Genomic DNA, 25356 nt, shown 5'->3' with positions numbered 1-25356 from the left:
GCGACGGACGGAGCGGCCGTGAAGACACGCAGTGCAGTACTCCACACCCAGCCCGGCCGGTACGAGGTGACCGAGGTCGACCTCGACGGACCCCGCGAGGGCGAACTGCTCGTCGAGATGGCCGCCGTCGGGCTGTGCCACACCGACGACCACGACGTCCCGCCGGGCAGTGCCCCGCCCCTGCGGCTGCCCTGGGCCGGGGGCCACGAGGGCGCCGGCGTCGTCGTGGGCGTCGGGCCGCACACCCCCGGCTGGGCCGAGGGCGACCACGTGGTGCTCAGCTTCGTCGCGGTCTGCGGACGGTGCCGGATGTGCTCCACCGGTCGGCAGAACCTCTGCGACCTCGGGGCGCGGCTGTTCAGTGGCGCCCGGATCGAGGACCCGACCAGCTTCCGGATGTCCTACCAGGGCAAGCCGGTGGGCCAGGCCTACGGCCTGTCCGCGCTGAGCGAGCACACCGTCGTCGACGCCCGGTCCGCGGTGAAGATCGACCCGGGCGTGCCGCTGGACAAGGCCGCGCTGGTGGGCTGCGGCGTCCCGACCGGGTGGGGGTCGGTCACCAAGATGTCCGACGCCCGGGACGGCGACGTGGTCATCGTCATGGGCGTCGGCGGGATCGGCATCAACAGCGTGCAGGCCGCCCGGGCCATCGGCGCCCGCGCCGTCATCGCCGTCGACCCGGTCGAGTTCAAGCAGAAGACCGCCCTCGACCTCGGGGCCACGCACGCCGCCGGGACGATGGCCGAGGCCACCGAGCTCGCCCGCTCCCTGACCAACGGCCAGGGCGCCGACGCGACCATCGTGGCGGTCGGCGTCGTCACCGGCGACCACGTCGGCGAGGCGGTCAACTCCATCCGCAAGGCCGGCACCGTCGTCCTCACCGGGACGGGGAGCATGCGCCACGGGGGCGGCATCCCGGTCAACCACACCATGTTCACCGTGTTCCAGAAGCGGCTGCAGGGTGCGCTGTTCGGCGGCTGCAACCCCCGGTGGGACATCCCCCAGCTGCTCGCCCAGTACACGGCCGGCACGCTCAAGCTCGACGAGCTCGTCACCCGGACCTACACGCTGGACCAGGTCGCCGAGGGCTTCGACGACATGAAGGCCGGCCGCAACATCCGGGGGCTCGTCGTCTTCCGGTGAGCGCCGCGTTGACGGTGCGGGGTGGGGCGGCCACGCTGTGCAGATGACGGTGCTGCCCCTCCCCGACCGCGGACGGTGGGTGTGGGACGCCCGCGACCGGACCCGCGCGGTCCGGGTGTCCACCCACGGCACGGCCGGCCTGCTCAACCTGAGCCTGTGGCGGGACGACGTGTGCGTGGGCACGGTCAAGCTGCGGCCGGACGAGGCCGCCGAGCTGGTGGGCGCCCTCACCGAGGGCCTGGCGCGGCTCACCGGGCCCCCGGCACCGGACGCCGCCCGGCTGGCCGCCGTCGAGGACCGGCTGGCCGGGCTGGAGGCCCGGCTGCACACACCGCCCGCCCGGCGGGCGGTCGACGACGCCCGGGCCGCCGCGGCCGCGCTGGTCGGGCGGCTGCTGCGCCGCCTGGGCTGAGCCCGCCCCCGGGCAGGCTCAGCCGGCGGGGCGGCGGAGGACCAGGTTCATCGCCGTCATGCTGAGCACCGCGGTGCCGTCCTGGCGGACCAGCTCGATGCCGGTGCGCACCAGACCCCGGTCGGGCTTCGACCGCGACGGCACGGCGTCGGCGACGGTGGTCCGCAGCGTGAGCTCGTCGCCGGGGCGCACCGGGGCCCGCCAGCGCAGCTCGTCGATGCCCGGCGAGCCCAGGCTGGAGACGGGGGAGAGGTACTCGTCGGCCAGCAGCCGCATCATCAGCGCGCAGGTGTGCCACCCGCTGGCGATCAGCCCGCCGAACGGGCCGGCCGCCGCGGCCTGCGCGTCGACGTGGAACGGCTGCGGGTCGAACCGGCGGCCGAAGTCGACGACGTCGTCCTCGGTCACCCGCAGCGGGCCGTGCTCGGCGGTCGTCCCGGGCACGTAGTCCTCGAACCAGCGGTCCTCGCTCATGGGCTGCGACCCTACGGCCGGCCGGTCCGGGGGCCGACGGTGTGCGCCGGGGCCCGGTCCCCGTCGAACGACCGGGGCCCCGGCGCACACCGTCGCGGCGAGCGGGTGGGCCCGGCGCTACGGTCGGCCCCGTGCTGCCGCCCACCGGCCCCCTGGCGGGGACCCGCGTCGTCGAGCTGGCCGGGCTCGGGCCGGCGCCCTACGCGTGCCTGTTGCTGGCCGAGCTGGGTGCCGACGTCGTCCGGGTGGACCGCCCCGGCGGTGGCACGCTGCTGCTGCCGCCCGAGCAGGACGCGCTGGGCCGCAGCCGCCCGTCGGTCGCCGTCGACCTGAAGAGCCCGGCCGGCCGGGACGTCGTCCTGCGGCTGGTGGAGTCCGCCGACGTGCTGGTCGAGGGGCTGCGCCCGGGCGTCACCGAGCGGCTCGGCGTCGGGCCGGACGCCTGCCTGGCCCGCAACCCGCGGCTGGTCTACGCGCGGATGACCGGCTGGGGGCAGGACGGCCCGCTGGCCGGCCGGGCCGGGCACGACATCAACTACCTGGGGCTCACCGGTGCCCTGCACGCCATCGGCACGGCGGAGACCCCGGTGCCGCCGCTGAACATCGGCGCCGACTTCGGCGGGGGGGCGGTGTTCCTCGTCGTCGGCGTGCTGGCCGCCCTGCTGGAGCGGCAGGGCAGCGGGGTCGGCCAGGTGGTCGACGCGGCCATGGTGGACGGCGCCAGCTCCCTGGTCACGATGGTGTACGGCCTGCTCGGTGCCGGCCGCTGGACCGACCGGCGCGCGGCCAACCTGCTCGACGGGGCGGCGCCGTTCTACGGCACCTACGCCTGCGCCGACGGCCGGCACGTCGCCGTGGGCGCCATCGAGCCGCAGTTCCACGCCCAGCTGCTCGCCGGCCTGGACCTCGACGCCGACGGGCACGGCGACCAGCTCGACGTCGCCCGCTGGCCGGAGCAGCGGGCGCGGATCGCCGCCCGCTTCGCCACCCGCAGCCGCGACGAGTGGACCGAGGCGTTCGCCGGCACCGACGCCTGCGTCAGCCCGGTCCTCGGGCTCACCGAGGCCCCCCAGCACCCGCACCTGGCCGCCCGGGGCACCTTCACCGACCGCGGCGGGCACCCCGAGCCGGCGCCGGCGCCGCGCTTCTCGCGCACCCCGGGTGCGGTCCGCGGCGAGCCGCGCACCCCCGGCCAGGACACCCGCGCGGCGCTGGCCGCGTGGGGCTTCGACGAGGACGAGGTGGCCGGCCTGCTGGCCGCCGGCGCCGTCGTCCAGGCGGACTGAGGAGGTCGGGTGGACGAGGTGCGGGTCGAGCGGCGGGACGCCGTCCAGGTGATCACCATCGACCGGCCGCAGGCGCGCAACGCCCTGACCCGCGCCGTCGCGGAGGCGATGGCCGCGGCGGTCGACGAGCTCGACGCCGACGACGACCTCGCGGTCGGCGTGCTCACCGGGGCGGGGGGCACCTTCTCCGCCGGCATGGACCTCAAGGCGTTCCTGCGCGGGGAGTCCCCGGCCATCGAGGGCCGCGGGCTGGGCGGCATCACCCGCACCCCGCCGCGCAAGCCGCTGGTCGCCGCGGTCGAGGGCTGGGCGCTGGCCGGCGGCTTCGAGCTGGTGCTCGCCTGCGACCTCGTCGTGGCCGCCGAGACCGCCCGCTTCGGCGTGCCGGAGGTCAAGCGCTCGCTAGTGGCCGCCGCCGGGGGCGCGCTGCTGCTGCCGCACCGCGTCCCGGCCAACGTGGCGATGGAGATGCTGCTGACCGGCGACCCGATCGACGCCCGGCGGGCCGCGGAGATCGGGCTGGTCAACCGGCTCACTCCCGAAGGCGGCGCGCTGGACGGCGCCCTCGCCCTGGCCGCGACCGTCGCGGCCAACGGGCCGCTGGCCCTGGCCGCGACCAAGGCGGTGGTCCGCGGCAGCGCCGACTGGGGCCCCACCGAGGGCTGGGACCGGCAGGCCCAGCTCGTGGCCCCGGTGTTCGCCAGCGAGGACGCCCGGGAGGGGGCGGCGGCCTTCGCCGAGAAGCGGCCGCCGGTCTGGCGGGGCCGCTGAGCCGGCGGGACCCTGGCGGGTCCGGTCCCGGCGGATCCGTCAGGATGGGCGCGGACCCTGGGGGAGGAGGCCCACCGTGGGCAAGCACCGGGCACCTGACGCGGACCCCACCGACTTCGACGCGGCCACCATCGCGCTCGACGACGTCACCGGGGACTACGAGGTCGACGCCGCGCACACCCGCATCGGCATCCGGGCCCGCCACGCCATGGTGACCACCGTGCGCGGGTCGTTCGGTGAGTTCTCCGGCACCGCGCACCTCGACGTCGCCGACCCGCCGGCCAGCTCGGTGCAGCTGCGCATCGCCGCGGCCAGCATCGACACCGGCGTGCCCGACCGGGACGCGCACCTGCGCTCCGCGGACTTCCTCGACGTCGAGGGCCACCCCGAGATCGTGTTCCGCTCCACCGACGTGGAGCAGGTGGACCCGCAGACCTACGCGGTCACCGGCGACCTCACCATCCGCGACACCACCCGCCCGGTGTCGGTCGACTTCACGCTGACCGGCTCGGCCCGGGACCCGTTCGGCGCCCTGCGGGTCGGCTTCGAGGGGGCGCTGGCCATCCGGCGCAGCGACTGGGGCCTGACCTGGAACACGCCGCTGGACACCGGCGGGGTGCTGGTCAGCGACCGCATCCAGATCGAGTTCGACGTCTCCGCCGTCCGGGTCACCTGAAAGAGGACCACCCTTCCCCCCAGGAAGGACCTCCCTGCCCCCCCACCACTCGCAGGCTCGCGGCGGGGCCCTGCAGGAAGGCCACGTGGGCTCGACGCGGGCCCCTGAAGGGTGGCCGCACGTGCCCCACCGGGGGCGTACCCTCCTCCCGGCGACAACGCAGGTTGCACCGGACCGGAGGCGCAGGACGACGTGACGGATGCGGCAGTGCCCGCGGCGCTCGTCACCGCGCCGGCGGCCACCCGGCAGCCGGCGGTCGCGGTCTTCGACGGCGACTGGACGCTGGTGTCGGTCGACCAGGCCACGGCCGACCTGCTCGGCCGCCGCCACGAGGAGCTGGCCGGGCGCAACATCTGGATCGCGCTGCCCGAGCTGGCCGGCACGATCTTCCACAGCTTCCTGCTGCACGCGCGCAGCGCCGGTGGCCGGGTGACCTGGCGGGGCTTCTACCCGCCGGTGAGCGCCTGGATCGACGCCACGGCGCAGCGGGACGGCGACGCGCTGCACGTGTGGCTGCGGCGCAGCGCCGGCCCGGTACCCGACGGCCCCGGTGACCCGGTCGCCGACGTGGCCGAGTACGACCGGCTGCGGTTCCTCGCCGAGGTCAGCGAGGCCATGTCCAGCACCCTGGACCCCGCCCAGTCGGTGGCCACGCTCGCCGAGCTGGTGGTGCCCCGGCTGGCCGACTGGTCGATGGTCAGCGTGCTCGGGGAGGACGGCGCGCCGGTCGCGGAGGGCCGGGCGCACCGCGACCCGGCCGGGCGGGCCGACCTCGACTTCTACCTGGACAACCGCACCCGGGGGGCCGCGGAGGACAACCCGCTGGTGACCGCGCTGCTCACCGGCGAGCCGATCCACCTGCCCACCATCGACCCGGCGATCGTCGAGCCCAGCCTCGGCGGGCGGCCCGAGCTGCGGGCGGCCTGGGAGCGGCTGGGCGCGGGCTCCATGACCGTCGTCCCGCTGCGGGCGCGCACCGAGACCATCGGCGTCATCGCCCTGGTCAACGGCGTCGACCGCCCCCAGCACGGCGAAATGGAGATCGCCACCGCGGTGGAGGTCGCCCGCCGCGCCGCGCTGGCCATCGACAACGCCCGGCTCTACGACCGGCAGCTGGCCGTCGCGGAGACCCTGCAGCGCAGCCTGCTGACCCCGCCGCCGCAGCCCGACGACCTGGAGATCGCCGTCCGCTACCTGCCGGCGTCGAGCAGCCTGCACGTGGGCGGTGACTGGTACGACGCCTTCCAGCAGCCCGACGGCGCGACGCTGCTGGTCATCGGCGACGTCGTCGGCCACAACGTGGACGCCGCGGCCGCCATGGGCCAGGTGCGCAGCATCCTGCGCGGCATCGCCTACGACCGGCAGGAGGAGCCGGCGCAGGTGCTCACCCGGGTCGACGCCGCGCTCACCGGCCTGCGCATCGGCACCCTGGCCACCGCGCTGATCGCCCGCATCGAGCAGCCCGCCGAGCTGACCGGCAGCGGACGGCGGCTGCTGCGCTGGTCGTCGGCCGGCCACCTGCCGCCGCTGCTGCTGCACGCCGACGGCCGGGTGGACCTGCTGTCGGCCGAGCCGCAGACCCTGCTGGGGGCGGAGTCCACCCGGCCGCGCACCGACTCCGTCGTGCGGATCGGCGCCGGCGACACCCTGCTGTTCCACACCGACGGGCTGGTCGAGCAGGGCCGCACCGGCATCGACGAGGGCACCGAGCGGCTGGTGGCCGCCGTCCGCGAGCTCGGCCCGGTCCCGCCGGACCGGCTGTGCGACGCGCTCATCGAGCGGATCGTCGGCAACCACCCGGAGGACGACGTCGCCGTCGTCGCCGTCCGCTGCGGGGCGCAGTAGCGCGTGCGGCATGCTCTCCGGGCCGCACCCTGCGACCCCGTGGAGGCCCTCCCGATGTCCGCCCTGTCCGCGTTCGCCGCCGCGCTGGCCGGCGGGGGCATCGAGGTCGTCGACCTCACCGCCCCGCTGTCGGCGCAGACCCCGGTCATCGCCCTGCCGCCGCAGTTCGCGCAGACCGCGCGCTTCGAGCTGGAGGAGCTCAGCCGGTACGACGACCGCGGCCCGGCCTGGTACTGGAACAACTTCCGCACCGGGGAGCACACCGGCACGCACTTCGACGCGCCCAACCACTGGGTCACCGGCGCCGGCGGGGAGGACGTCGCATCCGTCCCGGCGGCCCGGCTGGTCGCGCCGGCCGCCGTCCTCGACTTCTCCGCCGAGGCCGCGGCCGACCCCGACTTCCTGCTGGAGGTCGACCACGTGCGCGCCTGGGAGGCCGAGCACGGTCCGCTACCCACCGGCGGCTGGCTGCTGTACCGCACCGGCTGGGACGCCCGCAGCGCCTCGCAGGAGGACTTCCTCAACGCCGACGACACCGGCCCGCACACCCCCGGCGTCTCCCCGGAGTGCGCGCGCTGGCTGGCCGAGGAGGCACCGGTGCTCGGCCTGGGCGTGGAGACCGTCGGGACCGACGCCGGCGCCGCGCACTCCTTCGACCCGCCGTTCCCCTGCCACGCCGGGCTCATGGGCAGCGGGAAGTACGGGCTGACCCAGCTGCAGAACCTGGCGCTGCTGCCACCGACCGGCGCGGTGCTGGTGGCCGCGCCGCTGCCGATCGTCTCCGGCTCGGGGTCCCCGGCGCGGGTGCTGGCCCTGGTCGAGCGCGGGTGACGCGGCCGGGGGCGGGCGGGGGACAGGGCGGCACGGTCGCCGAGGCGGTGGGGACGGCGCTGGCCGACTGGGGCGTGGACACCGCGTTCGGCGTCGTCGGGTCGGGCAACTTCCTGGTGACCAACGCGATGGTCGCCGCCGGGGCGCGGTTCGTGGCCGCCCGCCACGAAGGCGGGGCCGCGACCATGGCCGACGCGCACGCGCGGGTGACCGGCCGGCCCACCGCGCTGACGCTGCACCAGGGCTGCGGGCTGACCAACGCGCTGACCGGCATCACCGAGGCGGCCAAGAGCCGCACCCCGCTGGTGGTGCTCGCCGCCGAGGCGGGCTCGCCGCTGTCCAACTTCGCCGTCGACCAGTCCGCCCTGGCCGCCGCCGTGGGCGCGGTGCCGATGCGGGTCGCCTCGGCCGCCGGGGCGCTGGACACGGTCGCCGCCGCCGTGGGCACCGCCGTCTCCGGACGGCGCACCGTGCTGGTCAACCTGCCGCTGGACGTGCAGGCCCAGGAGCTCACCACCCCGGCCGCGCTCCCGCCGCTGCCCGCGCCCGCCCCGGTCCCGCCCGACGCGGAGGCGGTGGAGCGGCTGGCGGCCGCGCTGCGCGCCGCCCGGCGCCCGGTGTTCGTGGCCGGCCGGGGGGCCCGCGGCGCGCGGGCGGAGCTGGCGGCGCTGGCCGAGCGGTGCGGCGCGCTGCTGGCCACCTCGGCGGTGGTGCGCGGCCTGTTCGCCGGTCACCCGTGGTCGGTGGGCGTGTCCGGCGGCTTCGCCTCCCCGCTGGCCGCCGAGCTGATCGGCGGTGCGGACCTGGTGGTCGGCTGGGGCTGCGCGCTGAACATGTGGACGATGCGGCACGGCCGGCTCATCGCCGAGGGCGCCGTCGTCGCGCAGGTCGACGACGACCCGGCCGCCGTCGGCGCGCACCGCCCGGTCGCCGTCGGCGTGGTCGGGGACGTCGGGCTGACCGCGGCGGCCGTCGAGGCCGCGCTCGGCGGTCCCGCCGTCCCCGGTTACCGCTCCGGGGAGGTGCGGACGGCGATCGCCCAGCGGGGGCGCTGGCGGGACGTGCCGTTCACCCCCGCCGCCGTCCCGGGCCGGATCGACCCGCGCACGCTGACCATCGGGCTGGACGACCTGCTGCCGGCCGAGCGGGTGGTCGCGGTCGACTCGGGCAACTTCATGGGCTACCCGAGCGCGTTCCTCGACGTCCCCGACGAGGCCGGGTCCTGCTTCACCCAGGCCTTCCAGTCCGTCGGCCTGGGGCTGGCCACGGCGATCGGCGCGGCGCTGGCCCGGCCGGACCGGCTGCCGGTCGCGGCACTCGGCGACGGCGGCGCGCTGATGGGGGCCGCGGAGCTGGAGACCGTGGTGCGGCTGGGCCTGCCGATGGTGGTCGTGGTCTACGACGACGCCGCGTACGGCGCCGAGGTGCACCACTTCGGCCCGCACGGGCACCCGCTGGACACAGTGCGCTTCCCGGAGACCGACTTCGCCTCGATCGCCCGCGGCCACGGGTTCACCGCGGTCACGGTGCGGGCGCCCGGGGACCTCGCGGGGGTGGCCTCCTGGGTGGCCGGCCCGCGCAGCACGCCGCTGCTCGTGGACGCCAAGGTGGCCGCCGAGGAGCCGTCGTGGTGGCTGGCGGAGGCCTTCCGCGGCCACTGAAGAAGGACCTCCCTGCCCCCCACCGCTCGCGAGCTCGCGGCGGGCCCCTGCGGGGAGGCCGTTCCAGCCCGCCGCTGGCTGCCGAGGGGGCGGAGGAGGTCGCACCGGGTCACGATGGCTCTCGTGCCGGGCTCCCGCCCGGTGCCCCACCGGACGAGGAGGCAGCCGTGATCGGACGACCGACGCCCGGAGCGCGACCCGGCCGCGACCGGGCCGGCGCACTGCCGCCGGCCGCGACGACCGGTCGCTCGGTGGTGGTCTTCGCCGACCCCGCCGAGGACACCGCGGCCGCGATGCGCCGGATCGCGGGGCTGTCCGACGTCGCGGACTCCCGCGACGTCGAGCCCGGCGACGTCGACGCGGGCCGGCTGCGCGACGCCGAGGCAGTCGTCTTCCCCGGTCTCGGGCTGGCCGTGGCCACCGTGGACCCGCAGCGGCTGGCCGGCGACGCGGCGGTGCTCGCGGTCACCCCGGAGCTGGTGCACCACGTGCTGCCGGAGGTCCCCGAGGGCTACCTGGCCGGTTACCGGGACGCCGTCGCCGACCTCACCGGGCGCCTGCTCGGGGCGGCCGCGGCCCCGGCGCCGACCGCGCCGCTGTACGCCGACACCCCGCAGCACACCTGGGGGCTGCAGGCCACCGAGGCCGCCACCTCGCCGCGCACCGGGCGCGGCATCCGGGTCGCGGTGCTCGACACCGGGGTCGACCTGGCCCACCCCGACCTCGCCGGGCGCGCGCTCACGGCGACGTCGTTCGTCCCGGGCGAGTCCGCGCAGGACGGGCACGGGCACGGCACGCACTGCGTGGGCACGGCCTGCGGGCCGCGCGTCCTGGACGGCGCCCGCGGCTACGGCGTCGCCCCGGAGACGGAGGTGTTCGTCGGCAAGGTGCTCAGCGACGAGGGGTCGGGCACCGACGCGGAGATCCTCGCCGGCATCGCCTGGGCGGTGCGCAACGGCTGCCAGGTGGTCTCCATGTCACTCGGCGCGGACACCCCGGAGCCCAGCCCCGCCTACACCGCCGCCGGCCGGCGGGCCCTGGAGCAGGGGTCGCTCATCGTCGCCGCGGCGGGCAACAACGCCGACCGCCGCTCCGGGCAGGTCGGCTTCGTCGGGGCGCCGGCGAACAGCCCGGACATCATGGCCGTCGGCGCGCTGGACGCCGCCCTCGAGGTCGCCTGGTTCTCCGCCCGCAGCACCGCCGTCGCCGGCGGGCAGGTCGACCTGGCCGCGCCCGGCGTGGACGTCTACTCCTCGTGGCCGCTGCCGGACCGCTACAACACGATCAGCGGGACCAGCATGGCCACGCCGCACGTCGCCGGGCTGGCCGCGCTCTGGGCCGAGCAGACCGGCCTGCGCGGGCGGGACCTGTGGTGGGCGCTGGACCGGGCCGCCCGGCGGCTGCCGCTCCCGTCGGTGGACGTCGGCGCCGGGCTGCCGCTCGCGCCGCGGTGACGCGACGTCGTCCGGCGCGACGTCGTCCGGCGGGGGCGGCGTCACCCGCGGGGGCGGCGTCCGCGGGAGCACCGCCCCCGCGGCGGCCCGACCGCGGCTACGGTGCGCCGGTGACCGCCGTGATCGTGACCGTCGACGACGCGCACCTGGCCGACCTGGGCGCGGTCGCCGCGTCCCTGCGCGAGCGCGGGATGCAGGTCGACCAGGTGCTCACCGAGATCGGCGTCATCTCCGGCCGGCTGCCCGCCGGCCGGCCGCTGGCCGAGCTGCGGGTCACCGGGGTGGCCGCCGTGGAGGAGGCCCGCCGGGTGCGGCTGCCGCCCCCGGACGCGCCGGTCCAGTAGCCGGCGCCGGGGGAGGAGGGGGGACCGTGGACCGACCGCCGGCGTTCGCGCTGCTCGGGCTCGGCGAGGCGGGGTCGGAGATCGCCCGCGACCTGGTGGCCGCCGGGGCCGACGTCCGGGGCTACGACCCGCGGGTGGCCGCCGTCCCCGGTGTGCAGCCGCGGGACGGCGAGGCCGCCGCGGTCGCCGACGCGGACGTGGTGCTCAGCGTCAACAGCGCCGCCGACGCGCCCGTCGCGCTGCGCTCCGCACTGCCGGCCCTGCGCCCGGGCACCGTGTGGGCCGACCTGAACACCGCGGCGCCGGGCGTCAAGCGGGACCTGGCCGCGACCCTGACCGGGCGGGGCGTGCCGGTGGCCGACGTGGCCCTGCTGTCGACGGTCCCCGGCAAGGGGCTGCGGACCCCGATGCTGGTCTCCGGCGACGGCGCCCCCGGCTACGCGCGGGCGCTGGCCGGCCTCGGCGTCATCGTCGACGTCCTGGACGGCCCGCCCGGCGCGGCCATCTCCCGCAAGCTGCTGCGCAGCGTCTTCTGGAAGGGCGTGGCCGCCGCCGTCGTCGAGGCGGTGGAGGGGGCCGAGGCCGCCGGTGTCGCCGACTGGCTGCGCGCCGACATCGGCGCGGAGCTGGACCGGTTCGCCGCCGCCGACGTCGACGCGTTCGTCACCGGGTCCCACCGGCACGCCCGCCGGCGGTCCGCCGAGATGGCGGCGGCCGCCGAGCAGCTGCGTGACCTCGGCGTGCCGCCGCGCGTCGCCGAGGCCGCCGCCGACCAGCTCGCCGCCCTCGCCGACCGACCTGCCGGTCCGCGGCGCGCTGGGTAGCGTCCGGGACCTGCCCCCGCCCGACGACGACGGAGCCGCCCGTGCCCGCGACGACCATCCCCGGCGGCGCCAGCGCCCCGCAGCTGCGCGCCCACCTCGCCGTCCCCCCGGTGGGGGAGGGCCCGTGGCCCGGCGTGGTGGTCGTGCACGAGGCCTTCGGGCTGACCGACGACACCCGCCAGCAGGCCGACCGGCTGGCCGCCGCCGGCTACCTGGCGCTGGCCCCCGACCTGTTCAGCGCCGGCGGCGCCGCGCGCTGCCTGAAGCGCACCTTCGGTGACCTGCTGCGGCAGGAGGGCACCGCGTTCGGCGACCTGGAGGCCGCCCGCACCTGGCTGGCCGGCCGGCCGGACTGCACCGGCCGGGTCGGCGTCCTGGGGTTCTGCATGGGCGGCGGCTTCGCGCTGCTCGGCGCCACCCGCGGCTTCGACGTCTCGGCGCCCAACTACGGGCTGGTACCGGAGAACGCCGAGGAGGTGCTGGCCGGCGCCTGCCCGGTCGTGGCCAGCTACGGCCGCCGCGACCGGGCCTTCCGCGGGGCGGCGCAGCGGCTGGAGACCCTGCTGACCGACCAGGGCGTGCCGCACGACGTGCGCGAGTACCCCGACGCGGGGCACTCCTTCATGAACCGGCACAACACCGGCCCGTTCGCCGTCCTGGAGCGGGTGGGCGGGTTCAGCTACCACCACCCCTCCGCCGAGGACGCCTGGGCGCGCATCTTGCGCTTCTTCCACACCCACCTGCGGTAGTGGAGGCAGGCAGCGCAGGATCCCTGCGCTGCCCGCCTCCACTACCGCGCGGCCGCCTGGCGACGGCGGCGGTGCGCGGCCATCCGCACCGGGGCGTCGGCGGTGCCGTAGCCGTCGTAGCCGCCCAGCCGCTGCACCACCTCGAAGAACACCCGGTCGCCGAGCACCTCGGTGGCCAGGTGCAGGTAGCCGCCGTGGGCGTCCTCCTCGTACATGAGCCCGTGCTCGCGGACGGCGGCCAGCACGTCCGCGGGCAGGTCCAGGCGGGCCTCCAGGTCGTCGGCGTAGTTGACCGGCAGCGCCAGCAGCGGCGCCCCGGCGTCGCGCAGGGCCCGGGCGGTGGCCACGAGGTCCGCGGTGGCCAGCGCCACGTACTGCGGCTCGGGCACGCCCGGGGCCCAGCCGCCGCGGCGCAGCGTGGCGGCCGACAGCGCCAGGCGCACCGACCGGCCGGGGTCGGTGACCGCGCGGGTGCGCACCAGCCCGAACGGCGCGGCGGCCTCGGTCACCTCCTGCGGCTCCAGGCCGAGGACGGCGCGGTAGAACAGCCCGGCCTCGTCGAAGGAGTCGAACGGCTGGGTCAGCCCGACGTGGTCGACGCCGGTGATGCCGGCCCCGGTCCCGGGCCGCTCGCCGGTGGGCAGGAAGTCCGCCGGCCACCCGTCGGGGACCGTGCGGGTGAAGAACACCTCGGTGCCGTCGGGCGCCTCGACCGCGGACAGCTCGGCCTCGGCCGTCCCGCGCGTGCGGGGGAGGACCGTCGCGCTCATCGCCTCCGCGCGCGCGGCGGAGCGGCCCGGGTCGGCGCTCTCCAGGCCCAGGGCGGCGACCGAGGCGACGCCGGCCGCGGCCGGGCGGACGACGGACGCGTTGACCAGCACCCGGGCGCGGCGCGCCGGGTCGGCCCCCTGCTCCCACAGCTGCACCGGCTTGGAGCGGTGCTGGCCGGTGTGCGCGAAGCCGAGGGCGGCCAGCACCTGCGCCGCCCGCGGTCCGGAGACCCCGTCGACCGCGAGCTCGGTGAACGACCAGCCGGACAGCGCCGGCGCGGCCGGCGGCGGGGTCGGTCCGGTGCCCGGGGAACGCAGCGCCAGGGCCTCCTCCAGCCACTGCAGCGAGCGCATCGCGTCGACCGCCGTCCGGGCCGGGTCGGCCTGCCGGTAGACGTCGTTGAACACCTCCAGCGACAGCGGCCCGGCGTACCCGGTGGCGAGCACCGCGGCGAGGAAGGCGAGCAGGTCGAAGGCGCCCTGGCCGGGGAAGAGCCGGTGGTGGCGGCTCCACTGCAGCACGTCCATCGCCAGGCGGGGTGCGTCGGCCAGCTGCAGGGAGAACAGCCTCTCCCCGGGGACGTCGGCGAAGCCGGCCGGGTCCCCGCCGCGGGAGAGCACGTGGAAGCTGTCCAGGCACAGGCCCAGAGCCGGGGAGTCCGCGCGGCGGACGGCGTCCCACGACCGCTCCCAGGTCGAGACGTGCCGGCCCCAGGCCAGCGCCTCGTAGGCGATCCGCGACCCGCGCGCACCGGCGCGCGCGGCGGCCGTGGCCAGTTGGCCGGCCAGCTGGTCGGGGTCGGAGACGGCGTCCGGGGCGACCGAGGAGCAGACCAGCACGGTGTCGGTGCCGAGCGCGGCCATCACGTCGAGCTTGCGGTCCAGGCGGTGCAGGTTGCGGGCGAAGCGGGCCGGGTCGGTGGAGTCCAGGTCGCGGAAGGGCTGGTAGAGGTCCACCGACAGGCCGAGGTCGGTGCACCGGGCGGCCAGCTCGTCCGGCGTCCAGGGGGAGGCGACCAGGTCGGGCTCGAAGACCTCGATGCCGTCGAACCCGGCGGCGGCGGCCGCGGCCACCTTGTCCTCGAGCGTGCCGGACAGGCAGACCGTGGCGATCGCTCGGCGCCTAGGAGACACGGGCGCCGGAGACCAGCTCGGTGAAGTGGGCCAGCATCCGCCCGGCGTCGGGCTCCACGCCGGTGAACAGCCGGAAGGAGTCGACGGCCTGGAACACCGCCATGCCGCCGCCGTCGAGCACCCGGCAGCCGCGTTCGCGGGCGGTGCGCACCAGCGCGGTCCGCAGCGGCCGGTAGACGATGTCGGCGACCCACAGCTCCGGGCGCAGCAGGGCGGCGTCCAGCGGCAGGCCGGGGTGGGCGGCCATGCCGGTGGGGGTGGCGTGCACCAGCCCGTCGGCGCCGGCCAGGGCCGCGGGCAGCCCCGCGAGGTCGCCGCCGTCGGCGCGGCCGACCCCGAACCGCGCGGCCAGCGACCCGGCCAGCGCGGCGGCCCGCTGCCCGTCCACGTCCAGGACGGTGAGCCGCGTGGCACCCAGGGTGAGCAGTGCGTGGGCGACCGCGGCGCCGGCGCCGCCGGCCCCGAGCAGCACCACGCGGTCCAGCGCCGCCTCGGGCAGGCCGCGGTCGAAGGCCCGGGCGAAGCCGGACCAGTCGGTGTTGTGCCCGACCGCCCGCCCGCCGCGCAGCACGACGGTGTTCACCGCGCCCAGGGCCGCCGCGTCGGGGGAGAGCTCGTCGAGGTGACCGAGGACCAGCTGCTTGCACGGGTGGGTCACGTTGAGCCCGTCGTAGCCGGCCAGCCGGGCGGCGGCCAGGACCTCGCCGACCGCCGACGCCGGGCGGGCCAGGACGTCGAGGTCCAGCCGCCGGTAGAGGTAGCGCAGCCCCAGCTCGTCGGCCTCGCGCTCGTGCAGCGGCGGGCTCAGCGACGGGCCGATGCCGCTGCCGACCAGGCCGACGAGGAATTTCTGCGCGTCGTCCGTCACTCGGACCGCCCCCTGTGTACCAGTTGGTGAGTTGGTGTGCAGCAGACCACGGCCGGGGGATCGGCGCCAGCGTCGGCGACGACTCCGGGACGGGGTCTTGTGCTCTCCGCCACGCTAATGTACCAAGTAGTTCATTGCGGTCGTGGGACTCGTCACGGGCCGCGCCAGCACCGCCGTCCCCGCGCCGACCGGCGCACCCCGCCCCTGGAGGACCGATGCGCGACGCAGTGGTCGAGCCCCCCGGCTCGCACGAGCCCAGCCAGTTCGAGAAGACGCCCAGGAAGGCCGCGGCCAGCGGCTGGATGGGCAGCGCGCTGGAGTACTACGACTTCTTCATCTACGCCCAGGCCGCCGCCCTGGTCTTCCCGACGATCTTCTTCCCGGACACCGACCCGCAGATCGGGGTCATCGTCTCGCTGGCCACCTTCGGCGTCGGCTACGTCGCCCGCCCGATCGGCGCCTTCGTGCTGGGCCACTGGGGGGACACCCGCGGGCGCAAGAACGTTCTGGTGCTGTGCATGCTGCTGATGGGCGTGTCCACGTTCCTCGTCGCCCTGCTGCCCACCTACCAGCAGGTGGGCCTGCTGGCCCCGGCCCTGCTGGTGGTGCTGCGGCTGGTGCAGGGCTTCGCCGTGGGCGGGGAGATCTCCGGCGCCAGCGCGATGATCGTCGAGCACGCCCCCTTCGGCCGGCGCGGCTACTACGCCAGCTACACCCTGCAGGGGGTGCAGGCCGGGCAGATCCTGGCCGCCGCGGTCTTCCTGCCGCTGGCCTCCCTCCTGCCCGACGCGCAGTTCGAGTCGTGGGGCTGGCGCATCCCGTTCCTGCTGTCCGCGCTCGTGGTGCTCGCCGGCATCGTCATCCGGCGCCGCGTCGACGAGACCCCGGCCTTCCAGGAGGAGGCCGTGCACGGTGAGGTGCCCAAGGCCCCGATCGTCCAGGCGGTCCGGGAGAGCGGGCCGGACATGCTGCGGGTGATCTGCATGGCGCTGATGAACGCCGTCCCGGTGGCCACCACCGTCTTCGGCGCCACCTACGCCACCAGCGAGGCCTACGGCATCGAGTTCGACACCGCGACCTACCTGTGGATCTCCGTGGTCGGCAACGCGGTCGCCGTCCTGCTGATCCCCTTCGTCGGCGACCTGTCCGACCGCATCGGCCGGCGGCCCTGCATCATCGCCGGCGCACTGGGCTCCACGCTGCTGTCCTTCGCCTACCTCTACGCGATCAGCCAGGGCTCGGTGGTCGGGGCCTTCGCCCTCGCCATCCTCATGTGGGGCGTGGTCTACCAGGGCTACAACGCGGTCTTCCCGGCCTTCTACCAGGAGCTCTTCCCCACCCGGACCCGGGTGACCGCCTTCGCGGTCTCGCAGAACCTGGGCACGATGATCACCGCGTTCCTGCCCACGCTGTACGCGATCGTGGCCCCGGGCGACGCCAACGTGCCGCTGATCGTCGGCAGCATCACCTTCGGCATCGGGGTCGTCGCGGCGACGGCGGCCTGGTCGGCCCGGGAGACCCACCGGGTGCACCTGGACGACCTGGGCCGCGACGACGCCCCGGTGGTGCCGCGCGAGGAGTACGAGCGCATCCGCACCTCGGCGTGAGGCAGCGAGGTGGCCGGGCCGACGTCGTGTCGGCCCGGCCACCTACGCTCGCAGGCCCCAGACCGCACCGGGAGGACCACCGCCGTGCCGCCGTCCGCCGTCCAGCCACTGCCCGACGACGACGGGGCGGCCGGTTCCGTCCGTCCCCTGCCGCGCTCGCGCGACGCCGAGCGCACCCGCGCCGAGATCCTGGACGTGGCCACCAGCGAGTTCGCCGACCGGGGCTACGCCGGGGCCCGCGTCGACGAGATCGCCGCCAAGACCAGCACCACCAAGCGGATGATCTACTACTACTTCGGCGGCAAGGAGCAGCTCTACGTCGCCGTCCTGGAGCGGGCCTACAGCCGCATCCGCGACCTCGAGCAGCGGCTCGACGTCGAGCACCTGGACCCGGTGGAGGCGATCCGCGCCCTGGCCGGGCTCACCTTCGACCACCACGAGGCCCACCCGGACTTCATCCGGCTGGTGAGCATCGAGAACATCCACCGCGCCGAGCACGTCGCCAGGTCCGACCGCCTGTCCAACCTCAACACCCGCGCCCTGGACGTCCTCGGGCGCATCCTCGCCCGCGGACGCGAGGCCGGCGTCTTCCGGGACGACCTCGAGGCGCTGGACGTGCACCAGGTGATCAGCGGCTTCTGCATCTACCGCACGGCCAACCGCTACACCTGGCGGGCGCTGTTCGGCCGGGACATGCTCGACCCCGCCCTCCGCGACCACCAGCGCCGGATGCTCTGCGACCTCGTCGTCGCCCACCTCACCACCCGCCGCTGAAGGACCCCGCTGGCCCCACCGCAGTGTGGTGACCTTCTGGAGCGGCCCCGTCGCAGGGCCCCTCCGCGAGTGTGGTGACGTGCTGGAACGGCCCCGTCGCAGGGCCCCGCGCCCGGCCCTCCTGCAGGGTCCCGCCGCGAGCTTGCGAGTGGCGGGGGGCAGGAGGGTCCTTCGTCAGTGCAGCTGCGCGATCCAGTCGGCGGGCACCCGGCCACGCGGGCCGGGGGCGGGCTGCTCGCGCGGCCGGTGCTCCGGGGGCGCCAGTTCCGGGCCGTCCAGGGGCTCCTCGCGGGCGAAGTCCCAGAACCAGGTCTCGCCGGGCTCGAAGCTGCGCATCACCGGGTGCCCGGCCTCGGCCGCGTGCCGGCGGGCGTGCTTCGCGGGCGAGGAGTCGCAGCAGCCGACGTGCCCGCACCGGGCGCACCGGCGCAGGTGGAACCACCACCCGCCGGTGGCGTCGCACTCCACGCAGCCGGTCCCGCTGGGCGGGACCGAGGGGTCGATCGCGGTGCGGACGTCCACGGCGGTCTCCTCCGGTCCGGGGTGCCCACGGTAGGCGTGCCGACGGCGTCCGGGAAGCCGTCCGCGGGCGGGCCGGGCACACTCGGTGCCCGGGGGGAAGGAGACGGCATGGGCACCGACGGGCTCTCCGGCCGGGACTTCGCGGCGGTGACGGCCGCGGCGGGCATCGTGCTGGTCGACTTCCGCGACGAGGCCTCCGGCTCCAGCCGCGCGTTCGCCACGGTCTTCGACGCGGCGGCGCGGCGGCACCCCGACCTGCGCTTCGCCCGCGTCGACGTGCGCGCCGAGCCCGACCTGGCCGCGGCCGTCGGGGTGCAGCGGGCGCCGAGCCTGATGGTCTTCCGCGACGGCGTGCCGGTGTTCGCCGAGCCGGGCTGGCTGCCGGCGGACTCCGTGGAGCTGCTCATCGCCACGGTCCGCGAGCTGGACATGACCGCGGTGCGCGAGACCTTCCCGGAGCCGGTCCGCCGCCGCTGAGCGGCCGTCGAGGCCGTCGCCCGGGGCCGCGCAGGGGCTACCGTGGACGGCGGCCGGCGACCACGCCGTCCTCCCCGCACACCGACCGGTCCGCCCGGTGGGCCGGCCAGGAGGCGTCATGGCCCGACCCGTCCTGCTCACCGTCGACGACGACCCCGGGGTCTCCCGGGCCGTCGCCCGTGACCTGCGCCGTCAGTACGGGGAGCGGTACCGCGTGCTGCGCGCCGGCTCCGGTGCCGAGGCCCTGGAGGCGCTGCGCGAGCTGAAGCTGCGCGGGGACCCGGTGGCGGTGCTGTTGGCCGACCACCGGATGCCGGAGATGACCGGCGTGGAGTTCCTCGAGCGCGCGATGGACCTCGTCCCGCGGGCCCGCCGCGCGCTGCTGACCGCGTACGCCGACACCGACGCCGCGATCGCGGCCATCAACGACGTCGACGTCGACGCCTATCTGCTCAAGCCGTGGGACCCGCCGGAGGAGAAGCTCTACCCCCGCGTCGACGAGATGCTGCGGACCTGGCACGACACCCCGGACCCGGAGGTCGCGGGCGTCAAGCTGGTCGGCCACCGCTGGTCGGCGCCGTCCTTCCGGGCCCGCACCCTGCTGGCCCGCAACGCCGTCCCGTTCACCGCGTACAGCGTCGACGAGCCCGAGGGGCAGCGGGTGCTCGCCGCGGCCGGCGCGGGGCCGGACGACGTCCCGGTGGTCGTCACCGCCGACGGGCAGGTGCTGCGGCACCCGGGCGAGGCCGAGCTCGCGGCCGCCGTGGGGCTCGGGGTCGACCCGCAGGAGGAGTTCTACGACCTGGTCGTGGTCGGCGGGGGGCCGGCCGGGCTGGGCGCCGCGGTGTACGGCACGTCCGAGGGGCTGCGCACGGTGCTCGTGGAACGCGAGGCCACCGGCGGGCAGGCCGGGCAGAGCAGCCGGATCGAGAACTACCTGGGCTTCCCGGGGGGCGTCTCCGGCGCGGACCTGGCCGAGCGGGCCCGCCGGCAGGCGGTCAAGTTCGGCACCGAGCTGCTGCTCACCCGGGACGTGGTCGCCCTGGAGGCGCACGGCCCCAAGCGCGTGTTGCGCCTGGACGACGGGCGCAGCGTCGCCGCGCGCGCCGTCGTGCTGGCCACCGGCGTCTCCTACCGCAGCCTCGGCGTTCCCGGCTGCGACGACCTGACCGGGCGCGGCGTGTACTACGGCTCGGCCACCACCGAGGCCGCCGACTGCGCCGACCGGGACGTCTACGTCGTCGGCGGCGCCAACTCCGCCGGGCAGGCGGCGGTGTTCTTCGCCCGCTACGCCCGCTCGGTGACCCTGCTGGTGCGCGGCCCGTCGCTGGAGGCGTCGATGTCGCACTACCTCATCGAGCAGATCGCGCAGATCCCGTCGATCCGCGTGCGCACCTGCAGCACCGTGGTCGGGGTCCAGGGCGACGGGCACCTGGAGGCGATCACCGTGCAGGACGCGCAGAGCGGGGAGCGGGAGACGCTGCCGGCCAGCCACCTGTTCGTCTTCATCGGGGGCGCCCCGCGCACCGACTGGCTCGACGGCGCCGTGGTCCGCGACGCGCGCGGCTTCATCCCCACCGGGCCCGCCCTGGTGCACGACGGCCGGCGCCCGCCGGGCTGGTCGCTGGACCGCGACCCCTACTTCCTCGAGACCAGCGTGCCGGGGGTCTTCGTGGCCGGGGACGTGCGCGCGGACTCGGTGAAGCGGGTCGCCTCGGCCGTCGGCGAGGGCGCCATGGCCGTCACGCTGGTGCACCGCTACCTGGAGGAACGGTGACCACCGCGGCGCAGCGGCTGTCGGCGGCGGAGCTGCGGGAGCTGTTCCTCTTCGCCGACCTCGACGAGGAGCAGCTGGCCTGGGTCGCCGCGCACGCCGACGTCGTGTCCTACCCGGCCGGGGCGGCGGTGTCGGTGGAGGGGGAGCCGGCCCGCTGCTTCTCGGTGCTGCTCGACGGCACGCTGCGGATGTCCCGGCTGGTGGGCGGCGCGGAGGTCGAGACGGTGCGGACGTCCCACCGCGGCGTCTACTCCGGTGCGGTGCAGTTCTACATGGGCGACCGGCTCGAGCAGCGCTACCCGACGTCGGTGCACGCGGTGACCGACTGCCGCTTCCTGCAGCTGCCGGCGGCCGAGTTCGCCGAGGTCTTCCGCCGCTGGTACCCGATGGCGGTGCACCTGCTGGAGGGGATGTTCCTCGGCCAGCGCAACGCCGCGGAGCTGGTCGCCCAGCGGGAGCGGCTGCTGGCACTGGGCAAGCTGACCGCCGGCCTCACCCACGAGCTGAACAACCCCGCGGCCGCCGCGACGCGGGCCGCCGCCGCGCTGCGGGAGCGCTTCGCCGGCATGCGGCACAAGCTGGCGCTGCTGTCGGAGGGCCGCCTCGACGGCGCGGTGCTGCGGTCGCTCACCGGGCTGCAGGAGGAGCTGGTCGCCCGGGTGGGCCGCGCCCCGGAGCTGTCGGCGCTGGAGCGCGGCGACCGCGAGGACGCCCTCGGCGACTGGCTGGACGAGCGGGACGTCAGCGGCGCCTGGGACCTCGCCGGGGTGTTCGTCGGGGCGGGCCTGGACACCGAGGACCTCCAGCGGGTCGCCGACACCGTGGAGCCCGCGGCGCTGGAACCCGCACTGCGCTGGCTGGCCTACGCGGTGGAGACCGAGTCGCTGCTGGCCGAGATCACCGACAGCACCGGGCGGATCTCCGGCCTGGTCGACGCCGCCCGCCAGTACTCCCAGCTCGACCGCGCCCCGCACCAGCCCACCGACCTGCACGCCGGGCTGGACGCCACGCTGGTCATGCTCGCCGCGCGCACGCCGCCCGACGTGCGGGTGGTCAAGGACTACGACCGGTCGCTGCCGCCGGTGCCCGGCTACCCCGGCGAGCTCAACCAGGTGTGGACCAACCTCATCGTCAACGCCCTCGACGCCATGGGGGACACCGGGACGCTCACCCTGCGCACCGCCCGGGACGGCGAGCAGGCGCTGGTGGAGGTGGCCGACACGGGCCCGGGCATCCCCGAGGAGCTGCGGCAGCGGGTCTTCGAGCCGTTCTTCACCACCAAGCCGGTCGGCCAGGGCACCGGCCTGGGGCTGGACGTCTCCTACCGCGTCGTGGTGACCCGGCACGGCGGTGACCTGCGGGTGCGATCGCAGCCCGGCGACACCCGCTTCCAGGTGCGCCTGCCGCTGACCGAGCCGCCCGCGGCCTGACGTCGCGGCGCGCGGCCCTCCGCCGCCGTCCCCCCGTGATCATCGGCAGGTGGTCGGGCGACTCGCCGGCGCGGGCAGCCACCCGCCGATGGTCACGGGGGAGGAGGACGGCGCGGCGCCCCGGTCGGCCCGCGGCCCGAGCGGCGGCGCGAGAGGCGCCCCTGCGGCCGGACCGGCGGTCCGATGGGCACCGAGGCCGCGGAGCCGCCGCCGGAGCCGCGCTGCAGGGCTGCTGCGGCGGTCGCACGGCGGCTCCCATGGGGCGACTGTGGCGGTCGCACGACGCCTCTCGCCGGTGATCACGGCGGCTCTCGTGCGGCGCGCCGGTCGCCCTGCAGCCCCGCCCGGTCCGGCGGAGGATCGCGGGGGACGGCGACGCGCACCCCGGCGCCTGCCCCAGCACCCCGGAGGCGCCCGTGACGGCCCGGCCCGACCTCGACCGGACCGCCGGGGAGGAGGCCTACGAGCCGGACCCGCGGCGCTGGCACGCCCTGTGGGTGACCCTCGTCGCGGGCTTCATGAGCCTGCTGGACGTCAGCATCGTGTCGGTCGCCCTGCCCACGCTGCAGCGCGACCTGGGCGCCTCGCCCGCGGCGGTGCAGTGGGTGGTCTCCGGGTACGCGCTCACGTTCGCGCTGATGCTGGTCCCCGCCGGCCGGCTCGGTGACGCCCTGGGCCGGCGCCGGATGTTCCTCATCGGGATGGCCGCCTTCGTGCTGTGCAGCGCCGCCGCCGGGGCGGCGCCGTCCGTGGGCCTGCTCATCGCCGCCCGGCTGGCGCAGGGTCTGGCCGCCGGCGTGCTCGCCCCGCAGAACTCCGGGCTGATCCAGCAGCTGTTCCGCGGCGGCGAGCGCGGCCGGGCCTTCGGCGCGTTCGGCGCCGTGGTCGGGATCTCCACCGCGGTGGGCCCGGTCCTCGGCGGGCTGCTGCTGCAGGTGGCCGACTGGCGGTGGATCTTCTGGGTCAACGTGCCGATCGGCGTGGTCGCGTTCGTGCTCGCCTGGCGGCTGCTGCCGCGCAGCGGCTCCGGCCGGCGCGGGGGGATCGACGGCGGCGGGGTGCTGCTGCTGGGCGCCGGGTCGCTGGCCCTGCTGCTGCCGCTGGTGCAGGCGGAGTCCGGCGGGCTGACCCGGCTGTGGTGGCTGTTCCCGGCCGGCGCGCTGGTGCTGGTCGCCTTCGTCGCCTGGGAGCAGTGGGAGGTGCGCCGCGGCCGCGACCCGGTGTTCGACCCGCGGCTGGTGACCCAGACCCGCGGCTACGGCCTGGGCGCGGCGCTGGGCACCGTCTACTTCGTGGGGTTCAGCGGCATCTGGCTGGTCTTCGCGCTGTTCTTCCAGACCGGCCTGGGGCTCACCCCGCTGCAGTCCGGGCTGGCCGTGACCCCGTTCGCCCTCGGCTCGGCGGTCGCCGCGGTGGTCGCCGGTCGGGTGGTGGAGCGCGTCGGGCGGCTGCTCACCGTGCTGGGCCTGCTCGGCGTGCTGGCCGGGCTGGGCGCCACCGTCGCCGTCCTGCTGCTCGTGCCGCCCGACGCCGTCCCGTGGGCCGTGGCGCCGGCGCTGCTGGTGGGCGGGCTGGGCGGCGGGTTCGTCATCTCCCCGAACATCACGATGACGCTGCGCGACATCCCGGTGCGGATGGCCGGGGCGGCCGGCGGCGGGCTGCAGACCGCGCAGCGCTTCGGGGCCACCATCGGGACGGCGGCACTGCCGGGCCTGTTCTACGTCGTCCTCGCCTCGACCGGGCAGGACTACCCGCTCGCCGCGGCCGCCGGGCTGGGCGTGGCCCTGGTCGGCATCGCCGGCGCGCTCGCGCTGGCCGTCGTCGACCTGCGCCGCACCCGCCGGGAGGAGGCCGCCGAGCGGGAGGCCGACGACCACGACGACCGGCACTGGCACGCCGTCCACTCCTGAGCCTCCGACGCGACGCGGCCGCACACCCCCCGTGGAGGTGTGCGGCCGCGCCGGGTCGGGGGCGGGTGCTCAGCGCAGCGCGGCCTCGGCCAGCCGGCGCTGCTCGGCCTCGGCGTCCCGCTGGCCGGGGCCGGCGTTCGTCGCCGAGGACGGCAGGTCGGCGTCCGGGGAGGCGCCGCCGTGGTCGTCGAGCATCGTGGTCTCGTCGAACGGGCTGTCGCCGGACAGCGCAGCGGTCAGCTGCCCGCGGTCCAGCTCCTTGGTCCAGGTGGCGATCAGCACGGTGGCGACGGCGTTGCCGGCGAAGTTGGTCACCGCGCGCGCCTCGGACATGAACCGGTCGATGCCGACGATCAGGCCGACGCCGTCGAGCAGGTCGGGGCGGTGCGCCGACAGCCCGCCGGCCAGCGTGGCCAGGCCGGCGCCGGTGACCCCGGCCGCACCCTTCGAGGCGATGATCATGAAGGCCAGCAGGCCGATCTGCTCGCCGACGCTCAGCGGGTCGCCGAGGGCCTCGGCGATGAACAGCGAGGCCATCGTCAGGTAGATGGCGGTGCCGTCGAGGTTGAAGGAGTACCCGGTCGGGACGACGATCCCGGCGACCGGCTGGCTGACCCCGGCGTGCTCCATCTTGGCGATCAGGCGGGGCAGCGCGGTCTCCGACGACGAGGTGGAGACGATCAGCAGGAACTCCCGGCCCAGGTACCGCAGCAGCGAGAACACGTTGACCCCGGCGACCAGGCGCAGCAGCAGGCCCAGGAACACCAGCACGAACACCGCGCAGGTGGCGTAGAAGCCCAGCATGATCACCGCGAGGCTGGTCAGGGCGTCCACGCCGGTCTCGCCCACAACCGCGGCGATCGCCCCGAAGGCGCCGATCGGGGCCACCCACATGACCATCGCCAGGATGCGGAAGACCAACTTCTGGAAGTGCCCGATGCCGCGCAGGAGCGGCTCGCCGCCGCGGCCCATGGCCTGGATGGCGAAGCCGGTCAGCAGCGCGACCAGCAGCGCCTGCAGCACCGAGCCCTCGGTCAGCGCGGAGACCAGCGTGGTCGGGATCAGGCCCAGCAGGAAGTCCGTCGTCCCCCCGGACTCCTCGGCGTCCCCGGCCAGCTCGGCGCCCTCGCCGCGCAGCTCCTCGGACAGCTGCAGCCCCTCGCCCGGGCTGAGCACGTTGCCCACGACCAGGCCGATCGCCAGCGCGACGGTGGACATGAGCAGGAAGTAGCCCATCGCCAGGCCGCCGATCCGGCCGACCTTGGCCGCCTGCCGGATGGCGCCGATGCCCAGCACGATGGTGCAGAAGATGACCGGCGCGATCAGCATCTTGATCAGCGCGACGAACGCGGTGCCCAGCCACTTGAGCGAGACGGCGAACTCGGGGAACGCGAAGCCCACCCCGATGCCGCCGAGCACCGCGGCGATGACCGCGATGTACAGCCAGTGCGTGCGGTCCCGCCGCGTCGCGGGAGGTGGCTGTTCGGCGACCGTGCCTGAGGCCATGAGAGCTCCTGGGGAGTCCGAGGGGGGAGGGGCGCCGCCCGTCCCGGGCCGGCACGTCCACGGTGCGGGTCGCGGGTGACCGCGGTCACGCATTCGTTCATTGCGTACACG

At 76.3% G+C, this 25356-nt stretch carries 23 protein-coding genes; 18 read left to right on the top strand and 5 right to left on the bottom strand.

The window, feature by feature from the left end; translation table 11 throughout:
- Nucleotides 1-18 precede the first annotated feature (18 nt).
- Nucleotides 19-1143: an NDMA-dependent alcohol dehydrogenase gene (locus RTG05_RS12025; RefSeq protein ID WP_166528824.1), complete on the top strand. Its 1125-nt coding sequence runs from the start codon at nt 19-21 to the stop codon at nt 1141-1143.
- 43 nt (nt 1144-1186) lie between these two features.
- Nucleotides 1187-1555, top strand: coding sequence for a hypothetical protein (locus RTG05_RS12020; protein ID WP_315911832.1), 369 nt, complete (start codon nt 1187-1189; stop codon nt 1553-1555).
- Nucleotides 1556-1573: 18 nt separating this feature from the next.
- Here the strand turns inward: RTG05_RS12020 and RTG05_RS12015 are convergent, their stop codons facing one another.
- Entirely contained in the window at nt 1574-2029 is a 456-nt protein-coding gene (locus tag RTG05_RS12015) for a MaoC family dehydratase (protein WP_166528823.1), read from the bottom strand.
- A 131-nt stretch (nt 2030-2160) separates the two neighbouring features.
- On the opposite strand from RTG05_RS12015, the gene RTG05_RS12010 reads away from it, so the two are divergent.
- From RTG05_RS12010 to RTG05_RS11965, 10 genes are all read left to right on the top strand, one after another.
- Nucleotides 2161-3315 (top strand): CaiB/BaiF CoA transferase family protein, encoded by a 1155-nt coding sequence (locus RTG05_RS12010; protein ID WP_315911831.1) that lies wholly within the window; start codon nt 2161-2163, stop codon nt 3313-3315.
- 9 nt (nt 3316-3324) lie between these two features.
- Nucleotides 3325-4086 carry a crotonase/enoyl-CoA hydratase family protein gene (locus RTG05_RS12005; RefSeq protein WP_315911830.1) on the top strand — a complete coding sequence of 254 codons (762 nt, stop codon included), beginning with the start codon at nt 3325-3327 and terminating at the stop codon, nt 4084-4086.
- 76 nt (nt 4087-4162) lie between these two features.
- Nucleotides 4163-4762: a YceI family protein gene (locus RTG05_RS12000; protein ID WP_166528822.1), complete on the top strand. Its 600-nt coding sequence runs from the start codon at nt 4163-4165 to the stop codon at nt 4760-4762.
- 192 nt (nt 4763-4954) lie between these two features.
- Complete coding sequence (locus tag RTG05_RS11995; protein WP_315911829.1) at nt 4955-6607, top strand: SpoIIE family protein phosphatase; 1653 nt, start codon at nt 4955-4957, stop codon at nt 6605-6607.
- A 39-nt stretch (nt 6608-6646) separates the two neighbouring features.
- Complete coding sequence (locus RTG05_RS11990) at nt 6647-7438, top strand: cyclase family protein (RefSeq protein WP_315911828.1); 792 nt, start codon at nt 6647-6649, stop codon at nt 7436-7438.
- Nucleotides 7435-9099, top strand: a complete 1665-nt coding sequence (locus RTG05_RS11985) for a thiamine pyrophosphate-binding protein (protein WP_166528821.1) — start codon at nt 7435-7437, stop codon at nt 9097-9099. Before RTG05_RS11990 ends, RTG05_RS11985 begins: the two co-directional genes overlap by 4 nt.
- A gap of 167 nt (nt 9100-9266) precedes the next feature.
- The gene (locus RTG05_RS11980; protein ID WP_166528820.1) at nt 9267-10553 is read left to right on the top strand and encodes a S8 family serine peptidase; all 1287 of its coding nucleotides are present in this window, start codon (nt 9267-9269) and stop codon (nt 10551-10553) included.
- 110 nt (nt 10554-10663) lie between these two features.
- The gene (locus tag RTG05_RS11975) at nt 10664-10897 is read left to right on the top strand and encodes a hypothetical protein (RefSeq protein ID WP_166528819.1); all 234 of its coding nucleotides are present in this window, start codon (nt 10664-10666) and stop codon (nt 10895-10897) included.
- 26 nt (nt 10898-10923) lie between these two features.
- Nucleotides 10924-11721, top strand: coding sequence for an NAD(P)-dependent oxidoreductase (locus RTG05_RS11970; RefSeq protein ID WP_166528818.1), 798 nt, complete (start codon nt 10924-10926; stop codon nt 11719-11721).
- 41 nt (nt 11722-11762) lie between these two features.
- The gene (locus RTG05_RS11965; RefSeq protein WP_166528817.1) at nt 11763-12470 is read left to right on the top strand and encodes a dienelactone hydrolase family protein; all 708 of its coding nucleotides are present in this window, start codon (nt 11763-11765) and stop codon (nt 12468-12470) included.
- Nucleotides 12471-12511: 41 nt separating this feature from the next.
- On the opposite strand, the gene RTG05_RS11960 is transcribed toward RTG05_RS11965, so the two are convergent.
- Nucleotides 12512-14374 carry a sugar phosphate isomerase/epimerase and 4-hydroxyphenylpyruvate domain-containing protein gene (locus RTG05_RS11960; protein WP_166528816.1) on the bottom strand — a complete coding sequence of 621 codons (1863 nt, stop codon included), beginning with the start codon at nt 14372-14374 and terminating at the stop codon, nt 12512-12514.
- Complete coding sequence (locus RTG05_RS11955) at nt 14364-15242, bottom strand: shikimate dehydrogenase (protein WP_166528815.1); 879 nt, start codon at nt 15240-15242, stop codon at nt 14364-14366. Before RTG05_RS11955 ends, RTG05_RS11960 begins: the two co-directional genes overlap by 11 nt.
- Nucleotides 15243-15457: 215 nt before the next feature.
- On the opposite strand from RTG05_RS11955, the gene RTG05_RS11950 reads away from it, so the two are divergent.
- The gene (locus RTG05_RS11950) at nt 15458-16849 is read left to right on the top strand and encodes an MFS transporter (RefSeq protein WP_166528814.1); all 1392 of its coding nucleotides are present in this window, start codon (nt 15458-15460) and stop codon (nt 16847-16849) included.
- An 84-nt stretch (nt 16850-16933) separates the two neighbouring features.
- Nucleotides 16934-17623 (top strand): TetR/AcrR family transcriptional regulator, encoded by a 690-nt coding sequence (locus RTG05_RS11945; RefSeq protein WP_315911827.1) that lies wholly within the window; start codon nt 16934-16936, stop codon nt 17621-17623.
- A gap of 174 nt (nt 17624-17797) precedes the next feature.
- Here RTG05_RS11945 and RTG05_RS11940 read toward each other — a convergent pair whose 3' ends face one another.
- Nucleotides 17798-18145, bottom strand: a complete 348-nt coding sequence (locus RTG05_RS11940; protein ID WP_315911826.1) for a UBP-type zinc finger domain-containing protein — start codon at nt 18143-18145, stop codon at nt 17798-17800.
- A gap of 108 nt (nt 18146-18253) precedes the next feature.
- On the opposite strand from RTG05_RS11940, the gene RTG05_RS11935 reads away from it, so the two are divergent.
- The 4 genes from RTG05_RS11935 (at nt 18254) to RTG05_RS11920 (ending at nt 23739) form a co-directional block, all read left to right on the top strand.
- Nucleotides 18254-18622 (top strand): thioredoxin family protein, encoded by a 369-nt coding sequence (locus RTG05_RS11935; RefSeq protein WP_166528813.1) that lies wholly within the window; start codon nt 18254-18256, stop codon nt 18620-18622.
- A 118-nt stretch (nt 18623-18740) separates the two neighbouring features.
- Nucleotides 18741-20399, top strand: coding sequence for an FAD-dependent oxidoreductase (locus RTG05_RS11930; protein ID WP_166528812.1), 1659 nt, complete (start codon nt 18741-18743; stop codon nt 20397-20399).
- The gene (locus RTG05_RS11925; protein ID WP_166528811.1) at nt 20396-21829 is read left to right on the top strand and encodes an ATP-binding protein; all 1434 of its coding nucleotides are present in this window, start codon (nt 20396-20398) and stop codon (nt 21827-21829) included. Before RTG05_RS11930 ends, RTG05_RS11925 begins: the two co-directional genes overlap by 4 nt.
- 416 nt (nt 21830-22245) lie before the next feature.
- The gene (locus RTG05_RS11920) at nt 22246-23739 is read left to right on the top strand and encodes an MFS transporter (RefSeq protein WP_166528810.1); all 1494 of its coding nucleotides are present in this window, start codon (nt 22246-22248) and stop codon (nt 23737-23739) included.
- A 69-nt stretch (nt 23740-23808) separates the two neighbouring features.
- Here the strand turns inward: RTG05_RS11920 and RTG05_RS11915 are convergent, their stop codons facing one another.
- Entirely contained in the window at nt 23809-25245 is a 1437-nt protein-coding gene (locus RTG05_RS11915) for a cation:dicarboxylate symporter family transporter (protein ID WP_166528809.1), read from the bottom strand.
- Between the last annotated feature and the right edge of the window lie 111 nt (nt 25246-25356).

The organism is Geodermatophilus sp. DSM 44513 (assembly GCF_032460525.1).
Taxonomy (GTDB): Bacteria; Actinomycetota; Actinomycetes; order Mycobacteriales; family Geodermatophilaceae; genus Geodermatophilus.
This window is presented reverse-complemented; position numbering and strand designations above follow the sequence as displayed.